Consider the following 18,635-nt stretch of genomic DNA (forward strand, 5'->3'; position numbering starts at 1 on the left):
CAGCAACCTGTGGATAGGTGGCGCCAGCCCTACTGCGGCAACGGGTTCGATTGCGTGGTCAAAAAAGCGTCAACGATGGCCGGACCGCGGTCCGGCCATTGAGCTCAGTCTGCCGTCACCATCCGCGCGCGCAGCGAGTTGCTGTACGCCTCGGTGATCACCACATCCACGAACTGGCCAATCAGGCGTGGGTGCCCCGGGAAATTCACCGAGCGCATGTTCTCGCTCTTGCCGGTCAACTCGTTCGGGTTGCGCTTGGACGGACCCTCCACCAGCACGGTCTGCACGGTGCCGACCATCTTTTCCGAGATGGCTGCAGCCTGCTCGTTGATCCGGGCCTGCAGGCGCGACAGGCGCGCGTGCTTTTCCGCATCGGGGGTGGTGTCTTCCAGATCGGCGGCGGGCGTGCCCGGGCGGCGCGAGTAGATGAAGGAGAAGCTCTGGTCGAAGCCCACGTCCTCGATCAGCTTCATGGTCTTTTCGAACTCCGCATCGGTCTCGCCGGGGAAACCGACGATGAAATCCGAGCTGATCGAGATGTCCGGACGCACCGCGCGCAGCTTGCGGATTTTGGACTTGAACTCCAGCGCGGTGTAGCCACGCTTCATCGCCGAGAGCACGCGGTCGCTGCCGGCCTGCACGGGCAGGTGCAGGAAGTTGGCCAGCTGCGGCACATCACGGTAGGCATCGATCAGCGAATCGCTGAACTCCAGCGGGTGCGAGGTGGTGAAGCGGATCCGGCCGACGCCGTCGATCTCGGCGATGGTGCGGATCAGCAGGCCCAGGTCGGCGAACTCGCCGTCGCCATACGGGCCGCGGTAGGCGTTGACGTTCTGGCCGAGCAGGTTGATCTCCAGCACACCCTGCGCGGCCAGCTGCGCCACTTCCACCACCACGTCCTCGAACGGGCGGCTGACCTCGGTGCCGCGGGTATAGGGCACCACGCAGAACGAGCAGTACTTCGAGCAACCTTCCATGATCGAGACGAACGCGGAGGCACCCTCGGCACGCGGCTCGGGCAGGGCATCGAACTTCTCGATCTCCGGGAAACTGATGTCCACCTGCGATTTGCCCGATTCACGGCGCTGGCGGATCAGCTCCGGCAGGCGGTGCAGGGTCTGCGGGCCGAACACCAGGTCCACGTGTGGCGCGCGCTTGATGATCGCCTCGCCTTCCTGCGAAGCCACGCAGCCGCCGACCCCGATGATCACGCCACGGCCGTTGTTCTTCAGTGCCTTCCAGTAACCCAGCTGGCTGAACACCTTCTCCTGGGCCTTCTCGCGGATCGAGCAGGTGTTCATCAACAACACGTCGGCCTCGGCCGGGTCGTCGGTGAGTTCCAGCCCTTCCGAGGCGGCGAGCACGGCGGCCATCTTGGTCGAGTCGTACTCGTTCATCTGGCAACCGTGGGTCTTGATGTACAGCTTGCCGCGCACCGGACCGGTCACCTGCGGCGTGGCGCCGGGCAGGGGGAGCAGATCGGGGCGGGGGGCGGAGCTGGGCGGAGCAGAGGCAGGCAAGGCAGAACCGGCCGAAGTCGGTGCGGTCGAAGCTGGCGTCCCGGTCATGGCGCTTATTCCAGTCGGGTGGGCGGGCAGGCAGCCGGATGGCTGCGGTGAGCAGGCCATTGTAGCCGGGTCGGGCGCCCCCCTTGGCAATCCCCGGCGAATTGGGGACACTCCCGCTCATGAAGGGGATGTTGGGGATCGCTGCGCTGGCCTTGGCTGCGCTGACCGCTATGCCGGCCAGTGCGGGCAACCTGTACAAGTGTGTTGGTGCCGACGGCATTCCCAGCTATGTGAGCAAGCGCGTGGGCGGGGCCAGCTGCAGCGTGATCAGCAGCTACCGGCCCGACCGCAGCGCGCCCCGCCGGGCCCCGACTGCGCCGCCCGCGCCGACCCCGGTCGCCCAGATCGCCAGCGCCACACCTGCAGCGGGGGGCACCGCCGCGCCGGTCCGGGCCGATACCGCCACGGTCGCCACCGCGATCACGCCCGCTCCGGTTCCGGCTCCGGCTCCGGCCACCGTGCTGACCGCGCCGCCCACCCGGGCCCCCGCAGCCGGCAAGGCTGGGCAGGTCCGCAGCGGTCAGCTCTATTCGTATATGAAGGACGGCGTGCGCCATTACACCAGCGCACGTCCGGCCCAGATGGCCAGCCTCGGGCAGGTCCGCACCATCCATTACACCTTCATCGAACGCTGCTATGCCTGTGGCGCGAACCCCTCGGTCAACTTCGGCTCGGTCCGCCTCAACACCACGGCCTATCAGAGCGAGATCGCCGCGGCCGCCCGGGAGTTCGGGGTGGAAGAAGCGATCGTGCGCGCGATCATCCATGCCGAGTCCGCCTACAACCCACTGGCGCTGAGCCGGGCCGGCGCGCAGGGCCTGATGCAGCTGATGCCGCCCACCGCGCGTCGCTTCGGGGTCAGTGATTCCTATGATGCTTCGCAGAACATCCGCGGCGGCGTGCAGTACCTGTCCTGGCTGCTCAAACGCTTCAATGGCGACCTGACCCTCGCCGCCGCGGGCTACAACGCGGGCGAGGGCGCGGTAGCCCGTCATGGCGGCGTGCCCCCTTACAGCGAGACCCAGTATTACGTGAAGCGGGTGGCCGTATTGGCCGACCGCTATCGAAGTGCGGTCGCCACCCAGCAATAACCCATGGCGCCGGTGGTACCTGATGCCGTACTGTCGGGGTAATGTCGTTCCGTAGTACCGCGTTGTGTGGCCGACTTCGGTTCAGCTACACTCGCGGCTGATTCAATGTGGACTGGCCCCCACCGGTCTGCTGGCAGCCTCAAGCTACCTAAATCAATATCGGAGTGCCGGATGGCCAACGATGGGGTAAACGATCCAGTCAACACTGGACGTCGGCGGTTTCTCTCAGCAACCACTGCGGTGGTCGGAGCGGTCGGCGTCGGATTTGCAGCGGTACCGTTCATCAAGTCCTGGAATCCCAGCGCCCGCGCCAAACTGGCCGGTGCCCCGGTGATTGCCGACATCAGTGCGCTCCAGGAAGGCCAGCGTCTGGTCATGGAGTGGCGTGGACAGCCGATCTGGATCGTCAAGCGCTCCAAGGCCATCCTCGACGCGCTGCACGGGCTGGACGGCCGCCTGAAGGATCCCGAGTCGGGCGAGAAAGAGCAGCAGCCCGAGTACGTGCTCAAGCAGAATCCCGAGTTCCGCTCGATCAAGGCCGAGGTCTCGGTGCTGGTCGGGCTGTGCACCCATCTGGGCTGTTCGCCGGAAATGGTCGCCGAGATCCGCCCCGAGCCCTACGACCCGCAGTGGAAGGGCGGCTACTTCTGCCCCTGCCACAAGTCGCGTTTCGATATGTCCGGTCGCGTGTTCAAGGATGTTCCGGCACCGATCAACCTGCTGGTGCCGCCGCACCATTACCAGGACGACAACACCATCATCATCGGCGTTGATCCGCAGGGGGCGGCTTGATCATGGCCAATATCCTTTCCCGCACCGCCACCGGACTGGCCGACTGGGTCAACGCCCGCGCGCCGGGCCTGATGCCGGTCTACCGCAAGCATGTCAGCGAGTATTACGCGCCGAAGAACTTCAACATCTGGTACTACTTCGGTTCGCTGGCGCTGCTGATCCTGGTCAACCAGATCGTCACCGGCATCTTCCTGACGATGCACTACAAGACGAACGCGGCCGAAGCGTTCGCTTCCATCGAATACATCATGCGGGACGTGGAGTGGGGCTGGCTGATCCGCTACATGCACTCCACCGGTGCCTCGCTGTTCTTCATCGTGGTCTACCTGCACATGTTCCGCGGCCTGCTCTATGGCAGTTACCAGAAGCCGCGCGAACTGGTCTGGATCCTCGGCATGCTGATCTACCTGGTGCTGATGGCCGAGGCCTTCATGGGCTACGTGCTGCCGTGGGGCCAGATGTCGTTCTGGGGCGCGAAGGTGATCATCTCGCTGTTCGGCGCGATCCCGGTGATCGGCACCGGCCTGACCGAATGGATCATGGGCGACTACCTGCCCAGCGACGCCACCCTCAACCGCTTCTTCGCCCTGCACGTGATCGCACTGCCGCTGGTGCTGTTGCTGCTGGTGGTGCTGCATCTGGGCGCGCTGCATGAAGTGGGCTCCAACAACCCGGACGGCGTGGAGATCAAGAAGGGCCCGAAGGGCAACCGCTGGTCGGCCATCGCGCCTACCGATGGCATTCCCTTCCATCCTTACTACACGCTCAAGGATGCGGTCGGCGCCGGCTTCCTGCTGATCATCGCCGCCTTCATCATCTTCTTCGCCCCGGCCTTCGGCGGGTTGTTCCTGGAGCACGACAACTTCACCGAGGCCAACCGCCTGGTGACGCCCGAGCACATCAAGCCGGTCTGGTACTACACCCCGTATTACGCGATGTTGCGCGTGGTGCCCAACAAGCTCGGTGGTGTGATCGTGATGTTCTCGGCGATCGCCATCCTGTTCCTGGTGCCGTGGCTGGACCGCGCGCGGGTGAAGTCCTACCGCTACCGCGGCCTGCTCTCGCGCGGCCTGCTGGGCATGTTCGCGGTGTGCTTCGTGTGGCTGGGCGTGATCGGCTCCGGCCCGGGTACGGATGCGCACGAGACCTACATCGGGCGCGTGCTGACCTTCCTGTATTTCGCCTTCTTCATCACCATGCCGCTATGGACCAAGCTGGACAGGACCAAGCCGGTACCGGACCGGGTGACCACGCATGACTGACCACTGGATTGTCCGGCTGGCCTGCGCGGCGGCGCTGATGCTCGGTGTCGCGGTGGCCGATGCCGCCGAGGGCGCCAAGACCCTGCAGGCAGGCAATGACCTGAGCGATCGTGCCTCGCTGCAACGCGGCGCACAGCTTTACATGAACTACTGCTCCGGCTGCCACGCGCTGAAATACCTGCGCTACTCGCGCATGGCCGCCGATCTCGGGCTGAGCGAAGAAGAGGTCATGAACAACCTCAACTTCACCGGCACCCCGGTGGGTGAGCCGATTCCGGTGACGATGCCCAAGGCGCAGGCCGAGAAGTGGTTCGGCAAGATGCCGCCGGACCTGAGCCTGATCTCGCGCGTGCGGGGCAGCGACTGGGTCTACACCTACCTCAAATCGTTCTACCTGGATCCCACGCGGCCGCTGGGCTGGAACAACACCGTGTTCCCCAACGCCTCCATGCCCAACCCCCTGTGGGAAATGCAGGGGCTGCAGCATGCGGTGCACGGCAAGGCCGAGGGCCCCGGGCTGGATGCACCGGTGGTTGGGCTGAAGATCGAACAGCCGGGCAACATCGATGCCGGGCAGTACGATCAGGTGGTGCGCGATATCACCAACTTCCTGGAGTATGCCGGCGAGCCGGCGGCCCTCAAACGCCAGAAGCTGGGCGTGTGGGTGATCCTGTTCCTGGCGCTGCTGACCTTCCTGGCCTATCTGCTCAAGAAGGAATACTGGAAGGACGTCCACTGAGCGGCCGGGCGCCTTCCCGTGTCGATCGTTCCTGCCGTGGGACGATCGACCTATTGGCTTTTGTGATGTGCGGTTGCACACTCGGGTACTGTGACGACCGTTGGCAATGGGCTGGCGGCGCCGATACGACCGGCGGTTACCGGACGTTGGAGAGCCTTTGATGGCGGCGAGCGTACGCATGCGGAATACCCTGACGCTGTTTTCCTCGAACGACGATGTGCTGTGCCATCGCGTGCGGCTGGTACTGGCGGCCAAGGGCGTCACTTATGACTCCGTGCCGGTCGACCCGCAGAACCCGCCCGAAGATCTCATCGATCTCAATCCGTACCACTCCGTGCCCACCCTGGTGGAACGCGAGCTGGTGCTGTACGCGGCGTCAGTGGTCAGCGAATACCTGGACGAGCGCTATCCGCACCCGCCGCTGATGCCGGTCGATCCGCTCTCGCGGGCCCGCATCCGCCTGGCGATGTTGCGCATCGAACACGACTGGGTGCCACAGGTGCAGGCCATCCAGCTGGGCAACAAGACCCAGGCCGAGGCCGGGCGCAAACGCTTGAAGGAACTGCTGACCAGCGCGGTGCCGTTGTTCAAGGCCAGCAAGTTCTTCCTCAACCCGGAAATGAGCCTGGCCGACTGCGCGATGGCACCGATCATCTGGCGGCTGCAGGCACTGGACGTGCCGCTGCCGAAGGATGGCAAGTCGATCGAAGACTATGGCAACCGCATTTTCCGGCACCCCGGCTTCATCCGCAGCCTGACCGACCAGGAAAAGAAACTGCGCGATCTGCCGGTCTGATCGGGGTACGTGTGCCGCATGCGGCACACCCGTGTACTGAACGAAATCGCGGTGCCGGTACGCGCCATGGCTGACCTGCGGGTAGGCGGGCGCGTACACTTGCATCAGGCAATCCGGATCAAGAGCAGCCGAGCACGGCTCGGCTCTACCACATGACTGAAGACACTTTTCGCATGACCAGCCACCGCCCGTACCTGTTGCGGGCCTTGGTGGAATGGATCAATGACAACGACCTGACGCCGCATATCCTGGTCGACGCCGGCCTGCCTGGCGTGCAGGTGCCGCAGAGCGCGGTCAAGGATGGCCGCGTCGTGCTGAACATCGCCGAGCGCGCCGTGGTGCGCCTGCATATCGACAATGACAGCGTCAGCTTCTCGGCCCGCTTCTCCGGCACCAGCTACCCGGTGCAGGTGCCGATCTCGGCCGTGCTGGCCGTCTATGCCCGCGAGACGGGGCAGGGCATGGCGCTGCCGGATGACATCCCGGGCCATGAGCCGGGTCCGGACGATGAGCTGCCGCCGGACGATTCACCGACCCCGCCGGACGACGCACCGCCCAAGCCCAGCGGTCGCCCGCATCTGCGGGTGGTCAAATAAGATCCACCATGGCCGCCGCAAGGCGGCCATTTCATCAGACGTCCTCGGCATCGCGCGTATCGATATCGCGCCGGATCTCGCTGATCCGTGCCGCCGATGGCCCCACGAACGTGATCAGCTGATCACCGCGCAGCACCATGCGCCCGCTGTGGCGGTCCACGCCATCGTGCGAGTACTCGAACTTGAAGGTGCGCTCCCAGCCCAGCCAGCCGTTGTCCTTTCGGCATACGCGCAGGCCGGTGGCGTGCACGCTCTGGTCCAGCCACTGCACATCGGCAGCGCGGCAGGCATTGCGCCCAAGCACGCCAGCACGTTCGGCGGCGGCACGCGAAGAATTCCAGAAGGCGTAGGCAAACGCGCCGGCAATCATCAACAGGATCAAACTGGGCATCGGTGACTCGGCGCGGTCAGGGAGGTCGGTCCCTCCAAGATGGCGACGAATGCGGCGCGGATCAAGCCATCCGCGCGATCGCGATCAGGGCGTGCGCGGTGGCGGTGGCGGGACGGGTATCGGTGTCGGTGTGGGTGTCGGCGTCCGAGTCGGGCTCGCCGGCGGGGCCGGAACCGGGTTCGCGCTCGGGACCGGCGGACGGGGCGGCACCACGGTGGGCGCGCGCATCGGTGCCTGGGAAGCCGGGGCCGCCATCGGCGGTGCCGTCACGCCGGGAGCGGGCAGGGGCGCCGGGTCCGGAGTTCCCATCGGCACCGCCGCCGGCGCGGTGGCCACCAGTTTCAGCAGTGCGGCCCAGTCCTGGCGATTGAAGCTGCATTCCTCTTCGCGGCCCGGCGTACAGCCCAGATCCACCCCATCGCCTGCACTGGTCTTCGCGGGCGGCAGCTCGATCCGGCCGCTGCGGTCCAGCGACAGTTTGCGCAACGCCACGGTGTTCATGACGTTGCCGCCGATCAGATACAGCGTGCGGTCGCCGCCCATGTTGGCCGCGATCACCACTTCGCAGTGCGATTTCCAGTGCGAGACCGCGCCGCTGCCCAGCGACTGCACCAGCCCGCTGTAGCTCAGGGTCTCGCGGCGGTCGCGCAGGTAGCACAGCAGGTCGCCGGGCGCGGGTTTCTCCTGCGCCGGGTCGGTCATCCGGTATGGCCCGCTGTTCTGGTAGGCCGCGCGGATGTAGTCGATGTGGCGGGGCGAGCGGGTGAAGCCGGGCACCGAGGCGCGGGTCATCACCCAGGAAATGAAGGCGGCCGACCACGGGTTGTCCACCAGGAACGCACGGCAGTCGCTATCGGTGTAGCGCGTGCCCGGTGGGGCCATGCAGCTCGATGCGCCGGGCTGGCTGCCCATCGGCGACAACGTGCCGCTCTGCCGCCAGTAGCCGACCACCCGCTGCCACGCGACAAGGCCGTTGTCGGCCAGGTGGACGTCCTCGGCTTCGGTCACGCTGAGGCTGGCCGCGCGGCCATCGCGGTCGATGAAGGGCCGGTACCAGAGGCGATGTTCGTTGCAGGCGGTCTGCACGATGGCCACGGCCAGCGGGCTCAGCCCGAACCGCGGGGGTACATCGCAGACCTCGGCGGCGGACGCCTGCAGCGGCAGCAGCGCGAACAGGGGAGACAGGCAGGCGAGAAGCGGCAGGCAGCGCATGCGTGCATTCCAGGTGGGGGCAGACGCAGCCTCGCAGACCGCATCTGCCCATACCGTGAAAGCGGCATCAGCCCTGTGGGGGCGGGCCCAGTTTCAATGACAGGTCGATTGCCTGCACATGCTTGGTCAGTCCGCCGATGGAGATGCAGTCCACGCCGTCCTCGGCGATCGCGCGCAGGCCGTCCAGGCCGACACTGCCGGACACCTCCAGCGGAATCCGCCCGGCCGCGATGCGCACGGCCTCGCGCCGCGTGGCGGCGTCGAAATCGTCGATGAGGATGCGGGTGCAGCCCACCGCCAGCGCCTCGCGCAGCTGGTCCAGGTCTTCCACCTCGACCACCAGCGGCAACGCCGGCCATTGCGCACGCGCCGCCAGCACCGCTGCGGTCAGTGAGCCGGCCGCACGGATGTGGTTTTCCTTGAGCATCACCGTGTCGAACAGGCCCAGGCGATGGTTGTCGCCGCCACCGCAGCGGACCGCGTATTTCTGCGCAACGCGCAGCCCGGGCAGGGTCTTGCGGGTGTCCAGGATCCGCGCGCCGGTACCGGCCACCGCCGCGACGTAGTGCGCGGTGGTGGTCGCCGTGCCGGACAGCGTCTGCAGGAAGTTCAACGAGGTCCGCTCGGCACTCACCAGGCTGCGGTTGCGGCCCTGCAGCAGTGCCAGTACGGTGCCGGCGGCGACGCGGTCGCCCTCGGCCACGCGCCACTCGATCCGGACCTCTGGATCGAGCGCCCGGTGGGTCGCATCGAACCACGGGCGGCCGGCGATCACCGCGTCCTGCTTGCACAGCAGGTAGGCGCTGTCGGGGCGGTCGGGGAGCAGGGCGGCGGTGACATCACCGCTGCCGATGTCCTCGGCCAGTGCACGGGCCACATCGGCGGCCACCAGGGCGGCCTCGGGGGCCGGCACGGGGAGGTGGCTCATTTTTCCGGAAAATCGGCGATCTGGGCGGTGGCGATGGCCTCTTCGGCCAGCAGCACCGGGATGCCGTCGTCCACGCGGAACACCTGCTTGCGGTCACGGGTCAGCAGGGCCTCGCGCAGCGTCTGCGCCTGCGGGCTGCCATCGGCCTTGAGCACGGCACCGCTGCCGATCGCGCGGTTGAGCGCGTCCAGACCGGTGGCGTCGAGCAGGGACAGGGGCTGGCGCGTATCGGGCGAGCACAGGAGGTCGAGCAGCTTGCGATCCATGGATTCTTCGTCTTGCGTGGAAGACGGCTAGAATACGTCTTTAAGGCAGGTGACGGCCAATGACCCTCAACCAAACCGCGCCGCTCGTCGGCATCGTCATGGGATCCCGCTCGGATTGGGAAACCATGCAGCACGCCGCCCAGAAGCTGGATTCGCTGGGCGTTCCCTATGAAGTGAAAGTGGTCTCGGCGCATCGCACGCCGGACGTGCTGTTCACCTACGCCGAGCAGGCGGGCCAGCGTGGCCTGCGCGCGATCATCGCCGGTGCCGGCGGGGCCGCGCACCTGCCGGGCATGATCGCCGCCAAGACCGCCGTGCCGGTGCTGGGCGTGCCGGTGCAGTCCAAGGCGCTGAACGGCATGGATTCGCTGCTCTCGATCGTGCAGATGCCGGCCGGTATCCCGGTCGCCACCTTCGCCATCGGCAACGCCGGCGCCTCCAACGCGGCGTTGTTCGCAGCCGCCATGCTGGCCTCGGACCAGCCGGCGATCGGTGAAGCGCTCGAGGCCTTCCGCGCCCGCCAGACCGAAGACGTCATGGCCCACGACGATCCGCGTCAATGACGTCCAGGACCGTTGGCATTCTGGGCGGCGGTCAGCTCGCCCGCATGATGGTGCTGGCTGGTGCGCCGATGGGGCTGCGCTTCGAGCTGTTCGACCCGGCCGCCGATGCCTGTGGTGCCCAGGTGGCCCCGCTGCAGGTGGCCGCGTTCGAGGATGAGGCGGCCCTGGCTGCGTTCGCCGCCCGCGTGGACGTGGTGACCTTCGATTTCGAGAACGTGCCGGCGCGCAGCGCCACGTTCCTGGCCGAGCGCGTGCCGGTGTATCCCAATCCGGATGCGCTGGCCGTGGCCCAGGATCGGCTCAGCGAGAAGACCCTGTTCCAGTCGCTGGGCATCCCGCTGCCGGCCTTCGCCGATATCCGCAGCCGCGATGAACTGGCGGCCAAGGTCGCCGAGTTCGGCATGCCCTGCATCGTCAAGACCCGCCGGCTGGGCTATGACGGCAAGGGCCAGTTCCGGATTCGCAGCGCGGCCGACATCGACGCGGCATGGGAAACCCTCGGCAGCTACGTCGAAAAGACCGGCCTGATTCTGGAAGGCTTCGTCGCCTTTGATCGCGAGGTCAGCGTGGTGGCGGTCCGCGGGCAGGATGGCGAGTTCCGCGCCTGGCCGATCACCGGCAACTGGCACGTCAATGGCGTGCTCTCGGCCAGTCTGGCCCCGGCGCAGCTGCCGGCGGCCCAGTACGAGGCGGCCATCGGCTACGCACGTACGCTGGCCGAGCGCCTGGACTATGTTGGCGTGTTCGCGCTCGAACTGTTCTGCCGCGGCGATGAACTGCTGGCCAACGAGATGGCGCCGCGCGTGCACAACTCCGGCCACTGGACCATCGAAGGCAGCGAGACTTCGCAGTTCGAGAACCATCTGCGTGCCGTGCTTGGCCTCCCGCTGGGCGACACGCGCATGCTGGGCCATGCCTGCATGCTCAACTGGATCGGCCAGATGCCCGGTGCCGCGGCCGTGCTCGGCCAGGCCAGCGGCCATTGGCACGATTACGGTAAGCAGGCGCGGGACGGCCGCAAGGTCGGCCATGCCACGCTGCGCGATGATGATGCGGCGGCGCTGGCCGGTGCATTGGAAAGCGTCGGTGCGCAGCTCGATCGCGGTGAGCAGGTCGCGCCGGTGATCGAGATCCTGCGCGGTTGAGCATCGGGTAGTGCCGGCCGTTGGCCGGCACCGCCTCAATCGCGCAATTGCGCGGTGACGAAGTCCCAGTTCACCAGTTTCCAGAACGCCTCCAGATAGCGTGAGCGCTCATTCTGGTAGTCGGTGTAATACGCGTGTTCCCACACATCGCAGGCCAGCAGCGGAGTGCTTTCGCCCGTCAGCGGCGTGCCCGCATTGCGCGTGGCCTGGATCGCCAGTGCGCCATTGGGGTGCTGCACCAGCCACACCCAGCCCGAGCCGAACAGGCGCAGTGCGGCGCGGTCGAAGGCCTCGCGCAGGCGCTTGGCATCCCCGAAATGACGGGTCACCAGTTCACCCAGCCGGCCCTGCGGATCGCCACCGGCGCGCGGGTGCAGGCACTGGAAATAGAACTGGTGGTTCCAGGCCTGTGCCGCGGCATCGAACAGGCTGCCCTGGCTCTGGCGGACGATCTCCTCCAGCGGCAGCTCGGCCAGCTCCGTGCCTTCAATACGTGCGTTCACCGTATCCAGGTAGCCACGGAAGTGGCGCCCGTGGTGCAGGTCCAGTGTCTCCGCCGACAGGTGAGGCTGAAGGGCGGCGCGGTCGTAGGGAAGGCGGGGCAATTCGAGGGGCATGGGCACGACAGATTGGGAAGGGAGAGCGCCGATCCATGGCGGATCGTCATCAGTGTGGCCGATGGCAGGGTGCCCACCACCCGAAGGTAGGGCATACAATGGCGGCCAGGGAAGTCTATCCGACCGGTGAGGCCGGGTTGTCCCATTGGAGGGAGAGTCGTTGTGGCGGTGATGCAGCAGATCCAGTCCGAAGTCGAACGTTACCCCCTCGTGTTGTTCATGAAGGGCACGCCGCAATATCCCATGTGCGGCTTTTCCAGCCGTGCCATCCAGGCGTTGATGGCCGCCGGCGCGATCGCGCTGCGCACCGTCAACGTGCTGGAAGAACCCGAGATCCGCGCCAACCTGCCGCGCTTCTCCAACCTGCCGACCTTCCCGCAGCTGTTCATTCACGGCGAGCTGATCGGCGGCTGCGACATCGTGCTGGAGCTGTTCGAATCCGGCGAGCTCAAGCGCATCGTCGAAGAGGCTTCCCAGCCGTGAGTGCGGTCCCGTCCGTGGTGGTCGGGACCGGATCGCTCGCCGATCGCGTCATTCTTATCGCCGGGGCCGGGGGAGGCTTTGGTAGCGCCGCCGCTGTCGCCTGCGCGCAGGCCGGGGCAACCGTGGTCCTGCTGGGGCGCAAACCCCGCCGCCTGGACCGGGTCTACGCTGCCGTCGAGGCTGCCGGCCCCGAGCCGCTGCTGTATCCGCTGGATCTGGAAGGGGCGACCCCCGACGACTACGCCACCCTGGCCGAGCGCCTGCACTCCGAGCTCGGTCATCTGGATGGGGTGCTCTACTGCGCGGCCGATTTCGCCGGGCTGACCCCGTTCGAGCTGGCCGACCCGGCCGCCTTCGCCCGCGCCGTGCATGTGAACCTGACCGCGCCGGCCTGGCTGGCCCAGGCCTGCCTGCCGCTGCTGCGCCAGAGTGACGATGCCGCGCTGGTGTTCACTGTGGATGATCCGGCGCGGGTAGGGCAGGCGTATTGGGGCGGCTACGGCGCGGCGCAGCACGGGCTGCGCGGCCTGATCGCCTCCCTGCATGACGAACTCGGCCGCAGCCCGGTGCGGGTCAGCGGCCTGCAGCCCGGCCCGATGCGTACGGCGCTGCGCGCCCGTGCCTTCTCCCTGGATGAAGACCGCACCGCCCGTGACCCGGCCGAGTGCGCCGCCGCGGCGGTCCTGCTGCTGTCCGCCGCCGGCGCTGCCCATCGCGGCCAGATTCTCGAGGCCTGAGGGCGGGAAGGGCGTCACCGTCGGGTGACCGTGCCCAGGGCGACCGTGCCCAGGGCCGTCCCACGGCTGTCAGGTAGTGCCGGCCGCTGGCCGGCTCCCCAGTGAACCTTGAAAACCCCGCGGGGACCCTCCCGAAAACCGCTGGCGGCGCCAAATGGCCCGCATTCAGCCGGTCACAATCAGATGTGAAAATAGCGTCACGATCCCGTTGTGATGGCGTGTGTTTTGTAGCGAAAACGTCACAATCCGGGGTTACCGTGTTAATCTAGTGTTAACCGTTGCGGCTGAAACCAGCTCGCGGCTAGGGAACCCAGATAAAAGTCCAGTCAGCCGCCAGCAAGGCTGCTTGGGCGCGTTTTTTTCTCCGCCATCGCCAATCTCGCATCGAGGCTACTCCCCAATGACCCACTCCCGTTGTCTCCGGATGTCCAAGCTGACGCTTGGTCTCGTGGCTGCACTTGCCGCCGCTCCCGCCTTCGCCCAGAGCACCTCTGCCGGTGTCGGCGGTCAGGTTACGTCGGCCGCAGGCGCGCCTGTCGTCGGTGCCGAAGTCACCATCACGCACACCGAGTCGGGCACGGTCAGCCGTGCGACCACCGATGCGTCGGGTCGTTACAACGCGCGCGGCCTGCGCGTGGGTGGTCCGTACACCATCACCATCAACAAGTCCGGTGAAGGCACGAAGACTGAAGAAGGCGTTTACCTGAACCTCAATCAGGTAAACACCGTCAACGCCAACCTGGCCGGCGATATCGCTGCCGGTGCCACCAACCTCGAGGCCGTGCAGGTTGTGGCTGTGGCGGGTGGTTCGGACGTTTTCAGTTCCTACAAGATGGGCACCGGCACCAACGTCGATCGCCAGACGATCGAGTCGCTGCCGTCGGTCAACCGCAACATCCAGGATTACATCCGCCTCGACCCGCGCATCTCGCAGGTCAGCAAGGCCGACGGTGCGATCTCGGTCGGTGGCCAGAACACCCGTTACAACGCGATCCGCATCGACGGCATCGGTGCCGGCGATCCGTTCGGTCTGGAATCCAACAACCTGCCGACCGAGCGTCAGCCGGTGTCGATGGATGCGATCCAGGAAATCAACATCGACATCGCCAACTACGACACCACCATCGCCGGTGGTACCGGTGCGGTGATCAATGCGGTGACCAAGTCGGGTACCAACAACTTCGGCGGCACCGTTTACTACGCGTACCGCGACAAGGACATGGTCCGCAAGGATCTGGAAGGCGTCCGCTTCAACGGCTTCGATGACGAAAAGACCTACGGCATGACCCTGGGTGGCCCGATCATCAAGGACAAGGTCTTCTTCTTCGCGAACTACGAAAAGATGGAGCGTTCGGCCCCGGGCGTCAGCCTGACCGATTCGCCGTACGGCAAGGGCACCATCACCGACGCCGACATCACCCGTGCGCAGCAGATCGCCACTGGTTACGGCTTTGATGCCGGTTCGCTCAACGCGCCGGCCAACAAGACCGAAGTGGAAGAGTACGCACTGAAGGTTGACTGGAACATCAGCGATAACCACCGTGCTGCCGTGCGTTACAACAAGCTCGAGCAGAACGTGGTCCGCTTCCCCCAGATCAGCAACAGCGCCGTGTCGCTGAGCAGCTTCTGGTACCAGCAGCCGAAGACCTATGAATCCTGGATGGGTGAACTGTTCAGCGACTGGTCGGAGAACTTCTCGACCGAGTTCAAGCTCTCGCACAAGGAGTACACCTCGGTCCGCACCACGCCGTCGAGCTTGCCGCAGATCCAGATCCGTGGCTTTGGCAACGGTGGCAATGATTCTCTCTACTTCGGTACCGAGCAGAATTCGCACGTCAACGCGGTCGAGAGCAAGGAACTAAGCGCCTTCGGTGCCGCCACCTGGTACGTGGGCGACCACACCGTCAAGTTCGGCTTCGATTACTCCGACAACGACCTGCTGAATTACTACGGCCGCAACGTCAACGGTGCGTACGTGTTCTCCAACCTGGCTGATTTCGCTGCCGGCCGCGTCAACCAGTACGTTGTGCGCGCGCCGCGCGCCGGCGGCAGCTATGACGACATTCCGGCCAAGTACACCCTGAAGAACACCGGTGTGTTCGTCCAGGACAGCTGGGCGGTCAACAGCAACCTGACCGTTCAGGCCGGCGTCCGTGTTGATATGCCGGACTTCAGCTCGCAGCGCCTGTACAACCCGCGCATCATGGAGCTGTACGGCTACGACAACACCAAGCTCCCCGATGACAAGCTGGTGCAGCCGCGCTTCGGCTTCAACTACACCTTCGATACCGATCGCCCCACCCAGATGCGCGGTGGCGTGGGCCTGTTCGGCGGCGCCGCCCCGAACGTCTGGCTGGCAGGTGCGTACCAGAACACCGGCCTGAACTACACCGAGTACACGGTCCGCAACCAGAACGGGATCTTCACGCCGGATACCAATCCGCCGTACATCCCGGCTGCCGGCGCGGGTGCGCGTCAGAACGTGGATATCGCGGCACCGGATCTGAAGCTGCCGTCGGTGTGGAAGACCAACATCGCGTTCGATCACGAGCTGCCGTGGTATGGCATCGTGGCATCGGCCGAGTTCCTGTACACCAAGGTCAACAACGCGATCTACTTCGAGCGCCTGGACCTGCGTGGCAAGAATGGCCCCGTTGCTGCAACCCGCATTGGCCAGGACGGTCGTGAGCTGTACTGGAACGACGCCGGCTACGTGCCGTGTGTTGGTCTGGCCGCCTCGCCGACCAACTGCTCGGTCCGAGAGGGTGCGGCGGGAGCGAATGGCAAGGCGAACCGTCCGGATGACATGGGCGACGTGCTGCTCATGAAGAACACGGACAAGGGCAGCAGCCGCCAGTTCACCGCGGGCCTGAACAAGCCGCTGACCGAGAACTGGGGCTGGTCGCTGGCCTATACCTACACCGCCGCGAAGGAAGTCAGCCCGCTGACCAGCTCGCAGAACACCTCCAACTGGGGCAGCACCCTGATCGGGACCGCCAACGAAAACGTGGCCTATGATTCGCGTTACGCGATCAAGGACCGTGTGACCGGCTCGATCAACTGGAAAAAGGCGTTCTTCCGCGACTACAACACCTCGGTGGGCCTGTTCTACGAAGGGCGTTCGGGTCGTCCGTTCAGCTACATCTACTACAACGACATGAACGGCGATGCCGCTGCCACCACCGGTGCCGGCTACTTCAACGACCTGTTCTACGTGCCCAACGGCTACGGTGACGTCAAGTTCACCGGCGGCGCGGCGATGGAGAAGCAGTTCTTCGACTGGCTGGCAGCCAACCCGCAGCTGGAGAAGTACCAGGGCCAGATCGCCCCGGCCAACGCCTTCCGCACCAAGTGGACCAACAGCTTCGATGTGCACATCTCCCAGGAGTTCCCGGGCTTCATGAAGGAGCACAAGGGTGAGCTGGCGCTGGACATCATGAACGTCGGCAACCTCATCAACAAGAAGTGGGGCCACATCGAAGACTACGGCTTCAACTCGACCGCTCGCGTAGCCAGCTACGCAGGTATCGATCCGGCCACCGGCAAGTACATCTACAACTTCACCGGTTCCACCGATACCCCGACGATCCAGGAAAACAACAACGACAAGGGCAACACCGGCGTGTCGCGCTGGTCGATGCAGCTGACCCTGAAGTACAAGTTCTGATCCGTCAGGACCTGATGCAGTAAATGGAAGCGGCCGGGGAAACCCGGCCGCTTTCTTTTTGGGGCCGGCGTTGCCGTTGTCCTGTCGTCTCGACACCCTTGCCAGAACGGCACCGTGGATGTATCTTCAATGGGTTGCGCGGAAATCAGCGCAATTGCGACGGCCCAGTGCCCCTGTCGCGGTCAGGACACATCCAACGGTCGGGTTTCCCGGCCGTTTTGCTTTTTAAGGGGGCAGCGGTACAGTCGGTAACCTTGAGGAAAGCGAAAAAGATGGACATGACGATCAACGAAAAGCCGGCGCGGACGCTGCCGGTGCAGGACGCGCGGATCTACCCGCGCGGTGGGCTGGATGTGCTGTCGCGCGCGGAAGTGGCGCGCCTGCGCGATGCCTCCGGTGGCGGCATGCACGAGCTGCTGCGCCGCTGCGCGCTGGCCGTGCTGACCAGCGGCAGCGCCTCGGACGATCCGCGCGCGGCGCGCGATCTGTATCCCGATTTCGATATCCAGGTGGCCCAGCAGGACCGCGGCGTGCGCATCGATCTGGTCAATGCACCGGCGATGGCGTTCGTGGATGGTGAGATCATCCGCGGCGTGGCCGAGCTGCTGTTCGCGGTGGTCCGCGATCTGGCCTACATGGCCATCGAGATGGGCCCGGCGTACGCGGCGGAGCTGGAATCTTCGGAAGGCATCACCAACGCGGTGTTCGGGCTGCTGCGCAACGCGCGCATCCTCAACCCGGGCGACCCGAACCTGGTGGTCTGCTGGGGCGGCCATTCGATCGGCCGCGATGAGTATCTGTACACCAAACAGGTCGGCTACGAGCTGGGCCTGCGCGGGCTGGACATCTGCACCGGCTGCGGCCCGGGCGCGATGAAGGGCCCGATGAAGGGCGCCACCATCGCCCATGCCAAGCAGCGCAAGACCACCACGCGTTACATCGGCCTGACCGAGCCGGGCATCATCGCCGCCGAGTCGCCGAACCCGATCGTGAACCACCTGGTGATCATGCCGGACATCGAGAAGCGTCTCGAAGCGTTCGTGCGTATCGGCCACGGCATCATCGTGTTCGCCGGCGGTGTCGGCACCGCGGAGGAGATCCTGTATCTGCTGGGCATCCTGCTGCGCGACGAGAACAAGGACCTGCCATTCCCGCTGATCCTGACCGGCCCGACCGTCGCCGCGCCGTACTTCGAGCAGATCGACCGCTTCATCCGCCTCACCCTGGGTGAGGAAGCTGCCAGCCGCTACGAAATCATCATCGGCGACCCGGTCAACGTGGCCCGCAAGATGGCCCAGGGCATCAAGCGCGTGCGCGAGCACCGCCTGGCGCAGAAGGACTCGTTCTTCTTCAACTGGTCGATCGAGATTCCGTGGGAATACCAGCAGCCGTTCGTGCCGACCCACGAGGCGATGGCCGCGCTGGACCTGCATCACGGCCGTCCGCCGCATGCCCTGGCGGCCGACCTGCGTCGCGCGTTCTCCGGCATCGTGGCCGGCAACGTGAAGGAAGACGGCATGCGCCGCATCGAGCAGTTCGGTCCGTTCGAGATCCATGGCGATGCGGACATGATGCAGGCCCTGGATGAGCTGCTGCGCGCCTTCGTCGAACAGCGCCGCATGAAGATCTCGGGCGAGTACCAGCCCTGCTACAAGGTCATGGCCTGAGGCCCTGACCGGGCCGGCGGCGGGCAGGGGCCGGCCGTCGGTCTGGATCTGCGTCAACTGATTGACGCCTGTCGCCTCCGGGCGACCGTTCGTCCTGCCGCCTCTTGCTGATCGG

Annotated in this window: 18 protein-coding genes; 12 read left to right on the plus strand and 6 right to left on the minus strand. The window is 65.8% G+C overall.

The window, feature by feature from the left end; genetic code table 11:
- Nucleotides 1-104: 104 nt before the first annotated feature.
- Nucleotides 105-1,568, minus strand: coding sequence for a tRNA (N6-isopentenyl adenosine(37)-C2)-methylthiotransferase MiaB (gene miaB, locus AC06E9_RS11380; RefSeq protein ID WP_282263519.1), 1,464 nt, complete (start codon nucleotides 1,566-1,568; stop codon nucleotides 105-107).
- Nucleotides 1,569-1,687: 119 nt separating this feature from the next.
- Between miaB and AC06E9_RS11385 the strand changes: the two genes are divergently transcribed.
- From AC06E9_RS11385 to AC06E9_RS11410, 6 genes are all read left to right on the plus strand, one after another.
- On the plus strand, nucleotides 1,688-2,659 hold the full coding sequence (locus tag AC06E9_RS11385; protein WP_461770901.1) for a lytic transglycosylase domain-containing protein: 972 nt from the start codon (nucleotides 1,688-1,690) through the stop codon (nucleotides 2,657-2,659).
- Nucleotides 2,660-2,830: 171 nt separating this feature from the next.
- Nucleotides 2,831-3,451, plus strand: a complete 621-nt coding sequence (gene petA / locus AC06E9_RS11390) for a ubiquinol-cytochrome c reductase iron-sulfur subunit (protein WP_019186259.1) — start codon at nucleotides 2,831-2,833, stop codon at nucleotides 3,449-3,451.
- Nucleotides 3,452-3,453: 2 nt separating this feature from the next.
- The gene (locus tag AC06E9_RS11395; protein WP_121041653.1) at nucleotides 3,454-4,713 is read left to right on the plus strand and encodes a cytochrome b; all 1,260 of its coding nucleotides are present in this window, start codon (nucleotides 3,454-3,456) and stop codon (nucleotides 4,711-4,713) included.
- 37 nt (nucleotides 4,714-4,750) lie between these two features.
- Nucleotides 4,751-5,452: a cytochrome c1 gene (locus AC06E9_RS11400; protein ID WP_428999463.1), complete on the plus strand. Its 702-nt coding sequence runs from the start codon at nucleotides 4,751-4,753 to the stop codon at nucleotides 5,450-5,452.
- 160 nt (nucleotides 5,453-5,612) lie between these two features.
- The gene (locus AC06E9_RS11405) at nucleotides 5,613-6,248 is read left to right on the plus strand and encodes a glutathione S-transferase N-terminal domain-containing protein (protein WP_019186262.1); all 636 of its coding nucleotides are present in this window, start codon (nucleotides 5,613-5,615) and stop codon (nucleotides 6,246-6,248) included.
- 152 nt (nucleotides 6,249-6,400) lie between these two features.
- Nucleotides 6,401-6,844: a ClpXP protease specificity-enhancing factor gene (locus AC06E9_RS11410; RefSeq protein ID WP_121041657.1), complete on the plus strand. Its 444-nt coding sequence runs from the start codon at nucleotides 6,401-6,403 to the stop codon at nucleotides 6,842-6,844.
- Nucleotides 6,845-6,878: 34 nt separating this feature from the next.
- Here AC06E9_RS11410 and AC06E9_RS11415 read toward each other — a convergent pair whose 3' ends face one another.
- From AC06E9_RS11415 to AC06E9_RS11430, 4 genes are all read right to left on the minus strand, one after another.
- Nucleotides 6,879-7,235 carry a DUF3301 domain-containing protein gene (locus AC06E9_RS11415; RefSeq protein WP_019186192.1) on the minus strand — a complete coding sequence of 119 codons (357 nt, stop codon included), beginning with the start codon at nucleotides 7,233-7,235 and terminating at the stop codon, nucleotides 6,879-6,881.
- Between the two features lie 84 nt (nucleotides 7,236-7,319).
- Nucleotides 7,320-8,447: a DUF2272 domain-containing protein gene (locus AC06E9_RS11420; protein ID WP_478056066.1), complete on the minus strand. Its 1,128-nt coding sequence runs from the start codon at nucleotides 8,445-8,447 to the stop codon at nucleotides 7,320-7,322.
- Between the two features lie 67 nt (nucleotides 8,448-8,514).
- A complete protein-coding gene (gene nadC / locus AC06E9_RS11425; RefSeq protein ID WP_478056067.1) occupies nucleotides 8,515-9,375 on the minus strand; it encodes a carboxylating nicotinate-nucleotide diphosphorylase in 861 nt (286 codons plus the stop codon).
- The gene (locus tag AC06E9_RS11430; protein ID WP_019186189.1) at nucleotides 9,372-9,641 is read right to left on the minus strand and encodes a Trm112 family protein; all 270 of its coding nucleotides are present in this window, start codon (nucleotides 9,639-9,641) and stop codon (nucleotides 9,372-9,374) included. The genes nadC and AC06E9_RS11430 overlap by 4 nt, the downstream gene beginning before the upstream one ends.
- A gap of 59 nt (nucleotides 9,642-9,700) precedes the next feature.
- Here AC06E9_RS11430 and purE point away from each other — a divergent pair, with 59 nt between their 5' ends.
- Together purE and AC06E9_RS11440 are read left to right on the plus strand one after the other, a co-directional pair.
- Complete coding sequence (gene purE, locus AC06E9_RS11435; RefSeq protein ID WP_019186188.1) at nucleotides 9,701-10,204, plus strand: 5-(carboxyamino)imidazole ribonucleotide mutase; 504 nt, start codon at nucleotides 9,701-9,703, stop codon at nucleotides 10,202-10,204.
- Nucleotides 10,201-11,349 carry a 5-(carboxyamino)imidazole ribonucleotide synthase gene (locus AC06E9_RS11440; RefSeq protein WP_478049879.1) on the plus strand — a complete coding sequence of 383 codons (1,149 nt, stop codon included), beginning with the start codon at nucleotides 10,201-10,203 and terminating at the stop codon, nucleotides 11,347-11,349. Before purE ends, AC06E9_RS11440 begins: the two co-directional genes overlap by 4 nt.
- Nucleotides 11,350-11,384: 35 nt before the next feature.
- Here the strand turns inward: AC06E9_RS11440 and AC06E9_RS11445 are convergent, their stop codons facing one another.
- Complete coding sequence (locus AC06E9_RS11445; RefSeq protein WP_478049878.1) at nucleotides 11,385-11,966, minus strand: superoxide dismutase; 582 nt, start codon at nucleotides 11,964-11,966, stop codon at nucleotides 11,385-11,387.
- 162 nt (nucleotides 11,967-12,128) lie between these two features.
- Between AC06E9_RS11445 and grxD the strand changes: the two genes are divergently transcribed.
- The 4 genes from grxD (at nucleotide 12,129) to ppnN (ending at nucleotide 18,520) form a co-directional block, all read left to right on the plus strand.
- Complete coding sequence (gene grxD / locus AC06E9_RS11450; protein ID WP_019186185.1) at nucleotides 12,129-12,449, plus strand: Grx4 family monothiol glutaredoxin; 321 nt, start codon at nucleotides 12,129-12,131, stop codon at nucleotides 12,447-12,449.
- Nucleotides 12,446-13,186 (plus strand): SDR family NAD(P)-dependent oxidoreductase, encoded by a 741-nt coding sequence (locus AC06E9_RS11455; protein ID WP_282264225.1) that lies wholly within the window; start codon nucleotides 12,446-12,448, stop codon nucleotides 13,184-13,186. The genes grxD and AC06E9_RS11455 overlap by 4 nt, the downstream gene beginning before the upstream one ends.
- Nucleotides 13,187-13,586: 400 nt before the next feature.
- Nucleotides 13,587-16,853: a TonB-dependent receptor gene (locus AC06E9_RS11460; protein WP_152151462.1), complete on the plus strand. Its 3,267-nt coding sequence runs from the start codon at nucleotides 13,587-13,589 to the stop codon at nucleotides 16,851-16,853.
- 278 nt (nucleotides 16,854-17,131) lie between these two features.
- On the plus strand, nucleotides 17,132-18,520 hold the full coding sequence (ppnN, locus tag AC06E9_RS11465) for a nucleotide 5'-monophosphate nucleosidase PpnN (protein WP_121042205.1): 1,389 nt from the start codon (nucleotides 17,132-17,134) through the stop codon (nucleotides 18,518-18,520).
- Nucleotides 18,521-18,635: the final 115 nt, after the last annotated feature.

Source organism: Stenotrophomonas sp. Steno-Z10-BAI, assembly GCF_056393115.1.

Excerpts from the sequence above, each read along its gene's own strand:
- miaB (WP_282263519.1), bottom strand. The coding sequence starts at position 1,568 with ATGACCGGGACGCCAGCTTCGACCGCACCGACTTCGGCCGGTTCTGCC.
- AC06E9_RS11385 (WP_461770901.1), top strand. The coding sequence starts at position 1,688 with ATGAAGGGGATGTTGGGGATCGCTGCGCTGGCCTTGGCTGCGCTGACC.
- petA (WP_019186259.1), top strand. The coding sequence starts at position 2,831 with ATGGCCAACGATGGGGTAAACGATCCAGTCAACACTGGACGTCGGCGG.
- AC06E9_RS11395 (WP_121041653.1), top strand. The coding sequence starts at position 3,454 with ATGGCCAATATCCTTTCCCGCACCGCCACCGGACTGGCCGACTGGGTC.
- AC06E9_RS11400 (WP_428999463.1), top strand. The coding sequence starts at position 4,751 with ATGCTCGGTGTCGCGGTGGCCGATGCCGCCGAGGGCGCCAAGACCCTG.
- AC06E9_RS11405 (WP_019186262.1), top strand. The coding sequence starts at position 5,613 with ATGGCGGCGAGCGTACGCATGCGGAATACCCTGACGCTGTTTTCCTCG.
- AC06E9_RS11410 (WP_121041657.1), top strand. The coding sequence starts at position 6,401 with ATGACTGAAGACACTTTTCGCATGACCAGCCACCGCCCGTACCTGTTG.
- AC06E9_RS11415 (WP_019186192.1), bottom strand. The coding sequence starts at position 7,235 with ATGCCCAGTTTGATCCTGTTGATGATTGCCGGCGCGTTTGCCTACGCC.
- AC06E9_RS11420 (WP_478056066.1), bottom strand. The coding sequence starts at position 8,447 with ATGCGCTGCCTGCCGCTTCTCGCCTGCCTGTCTCCCCTGTTCGCGCTG.
- nadC (WP_478056067.1), bottom strand. The coding sequence starts at position 9,375 with ATGAGCCACCTCCCCGTGCCGGCCCCCGAGGCCGCCCTGGTGGCCGCC.
- AC06E9_RS11430 (WP_019186189.1), bottom strand. The coding sequence starts at position 9,641 with ATGGATCGCAAGCTGCTCGACCTCCTGTGCTCGCCCGATACGCGCCAG.
- purE (WP_019186188.1), top strand. The coding sequence starts at position 9,701 with ATGACCCTCAACCAAACCGCGCCGCTCGTCGGCATCGTCATGGGATCC.
- AC06E9_RS11440 (WP_478049879.1), top strand. The coding sequence starts at position 10,201 with ATGACGTCCAGGACCGTTGGCATTCTGGGCGGCGGTCAGCTCGCCCGC.
- AC06E9_RS11445 (WP_478049878.1), bottom strand. The coding sequence starts at position 11,966 with ATGCCCCTCGAATTGCCCCGCCTTCCCTACGACCGCGCCGCCCTTCAG.
- AC06E9_RS11460 (WP_152151462.1), top strand. The coding sequence starts at position 13,587 with ATGACCCACTCCCGTTGTCTCCGGATGTCCAAGCTGACGCTTGGTCTC.
- ppnN (WP_121042205.1), top strand. The coding sequence starts at position 17,132 with ATGACGATCAACGAAAAGCCGGCGCGGACGCTGCCGGTGCAGGACGCG.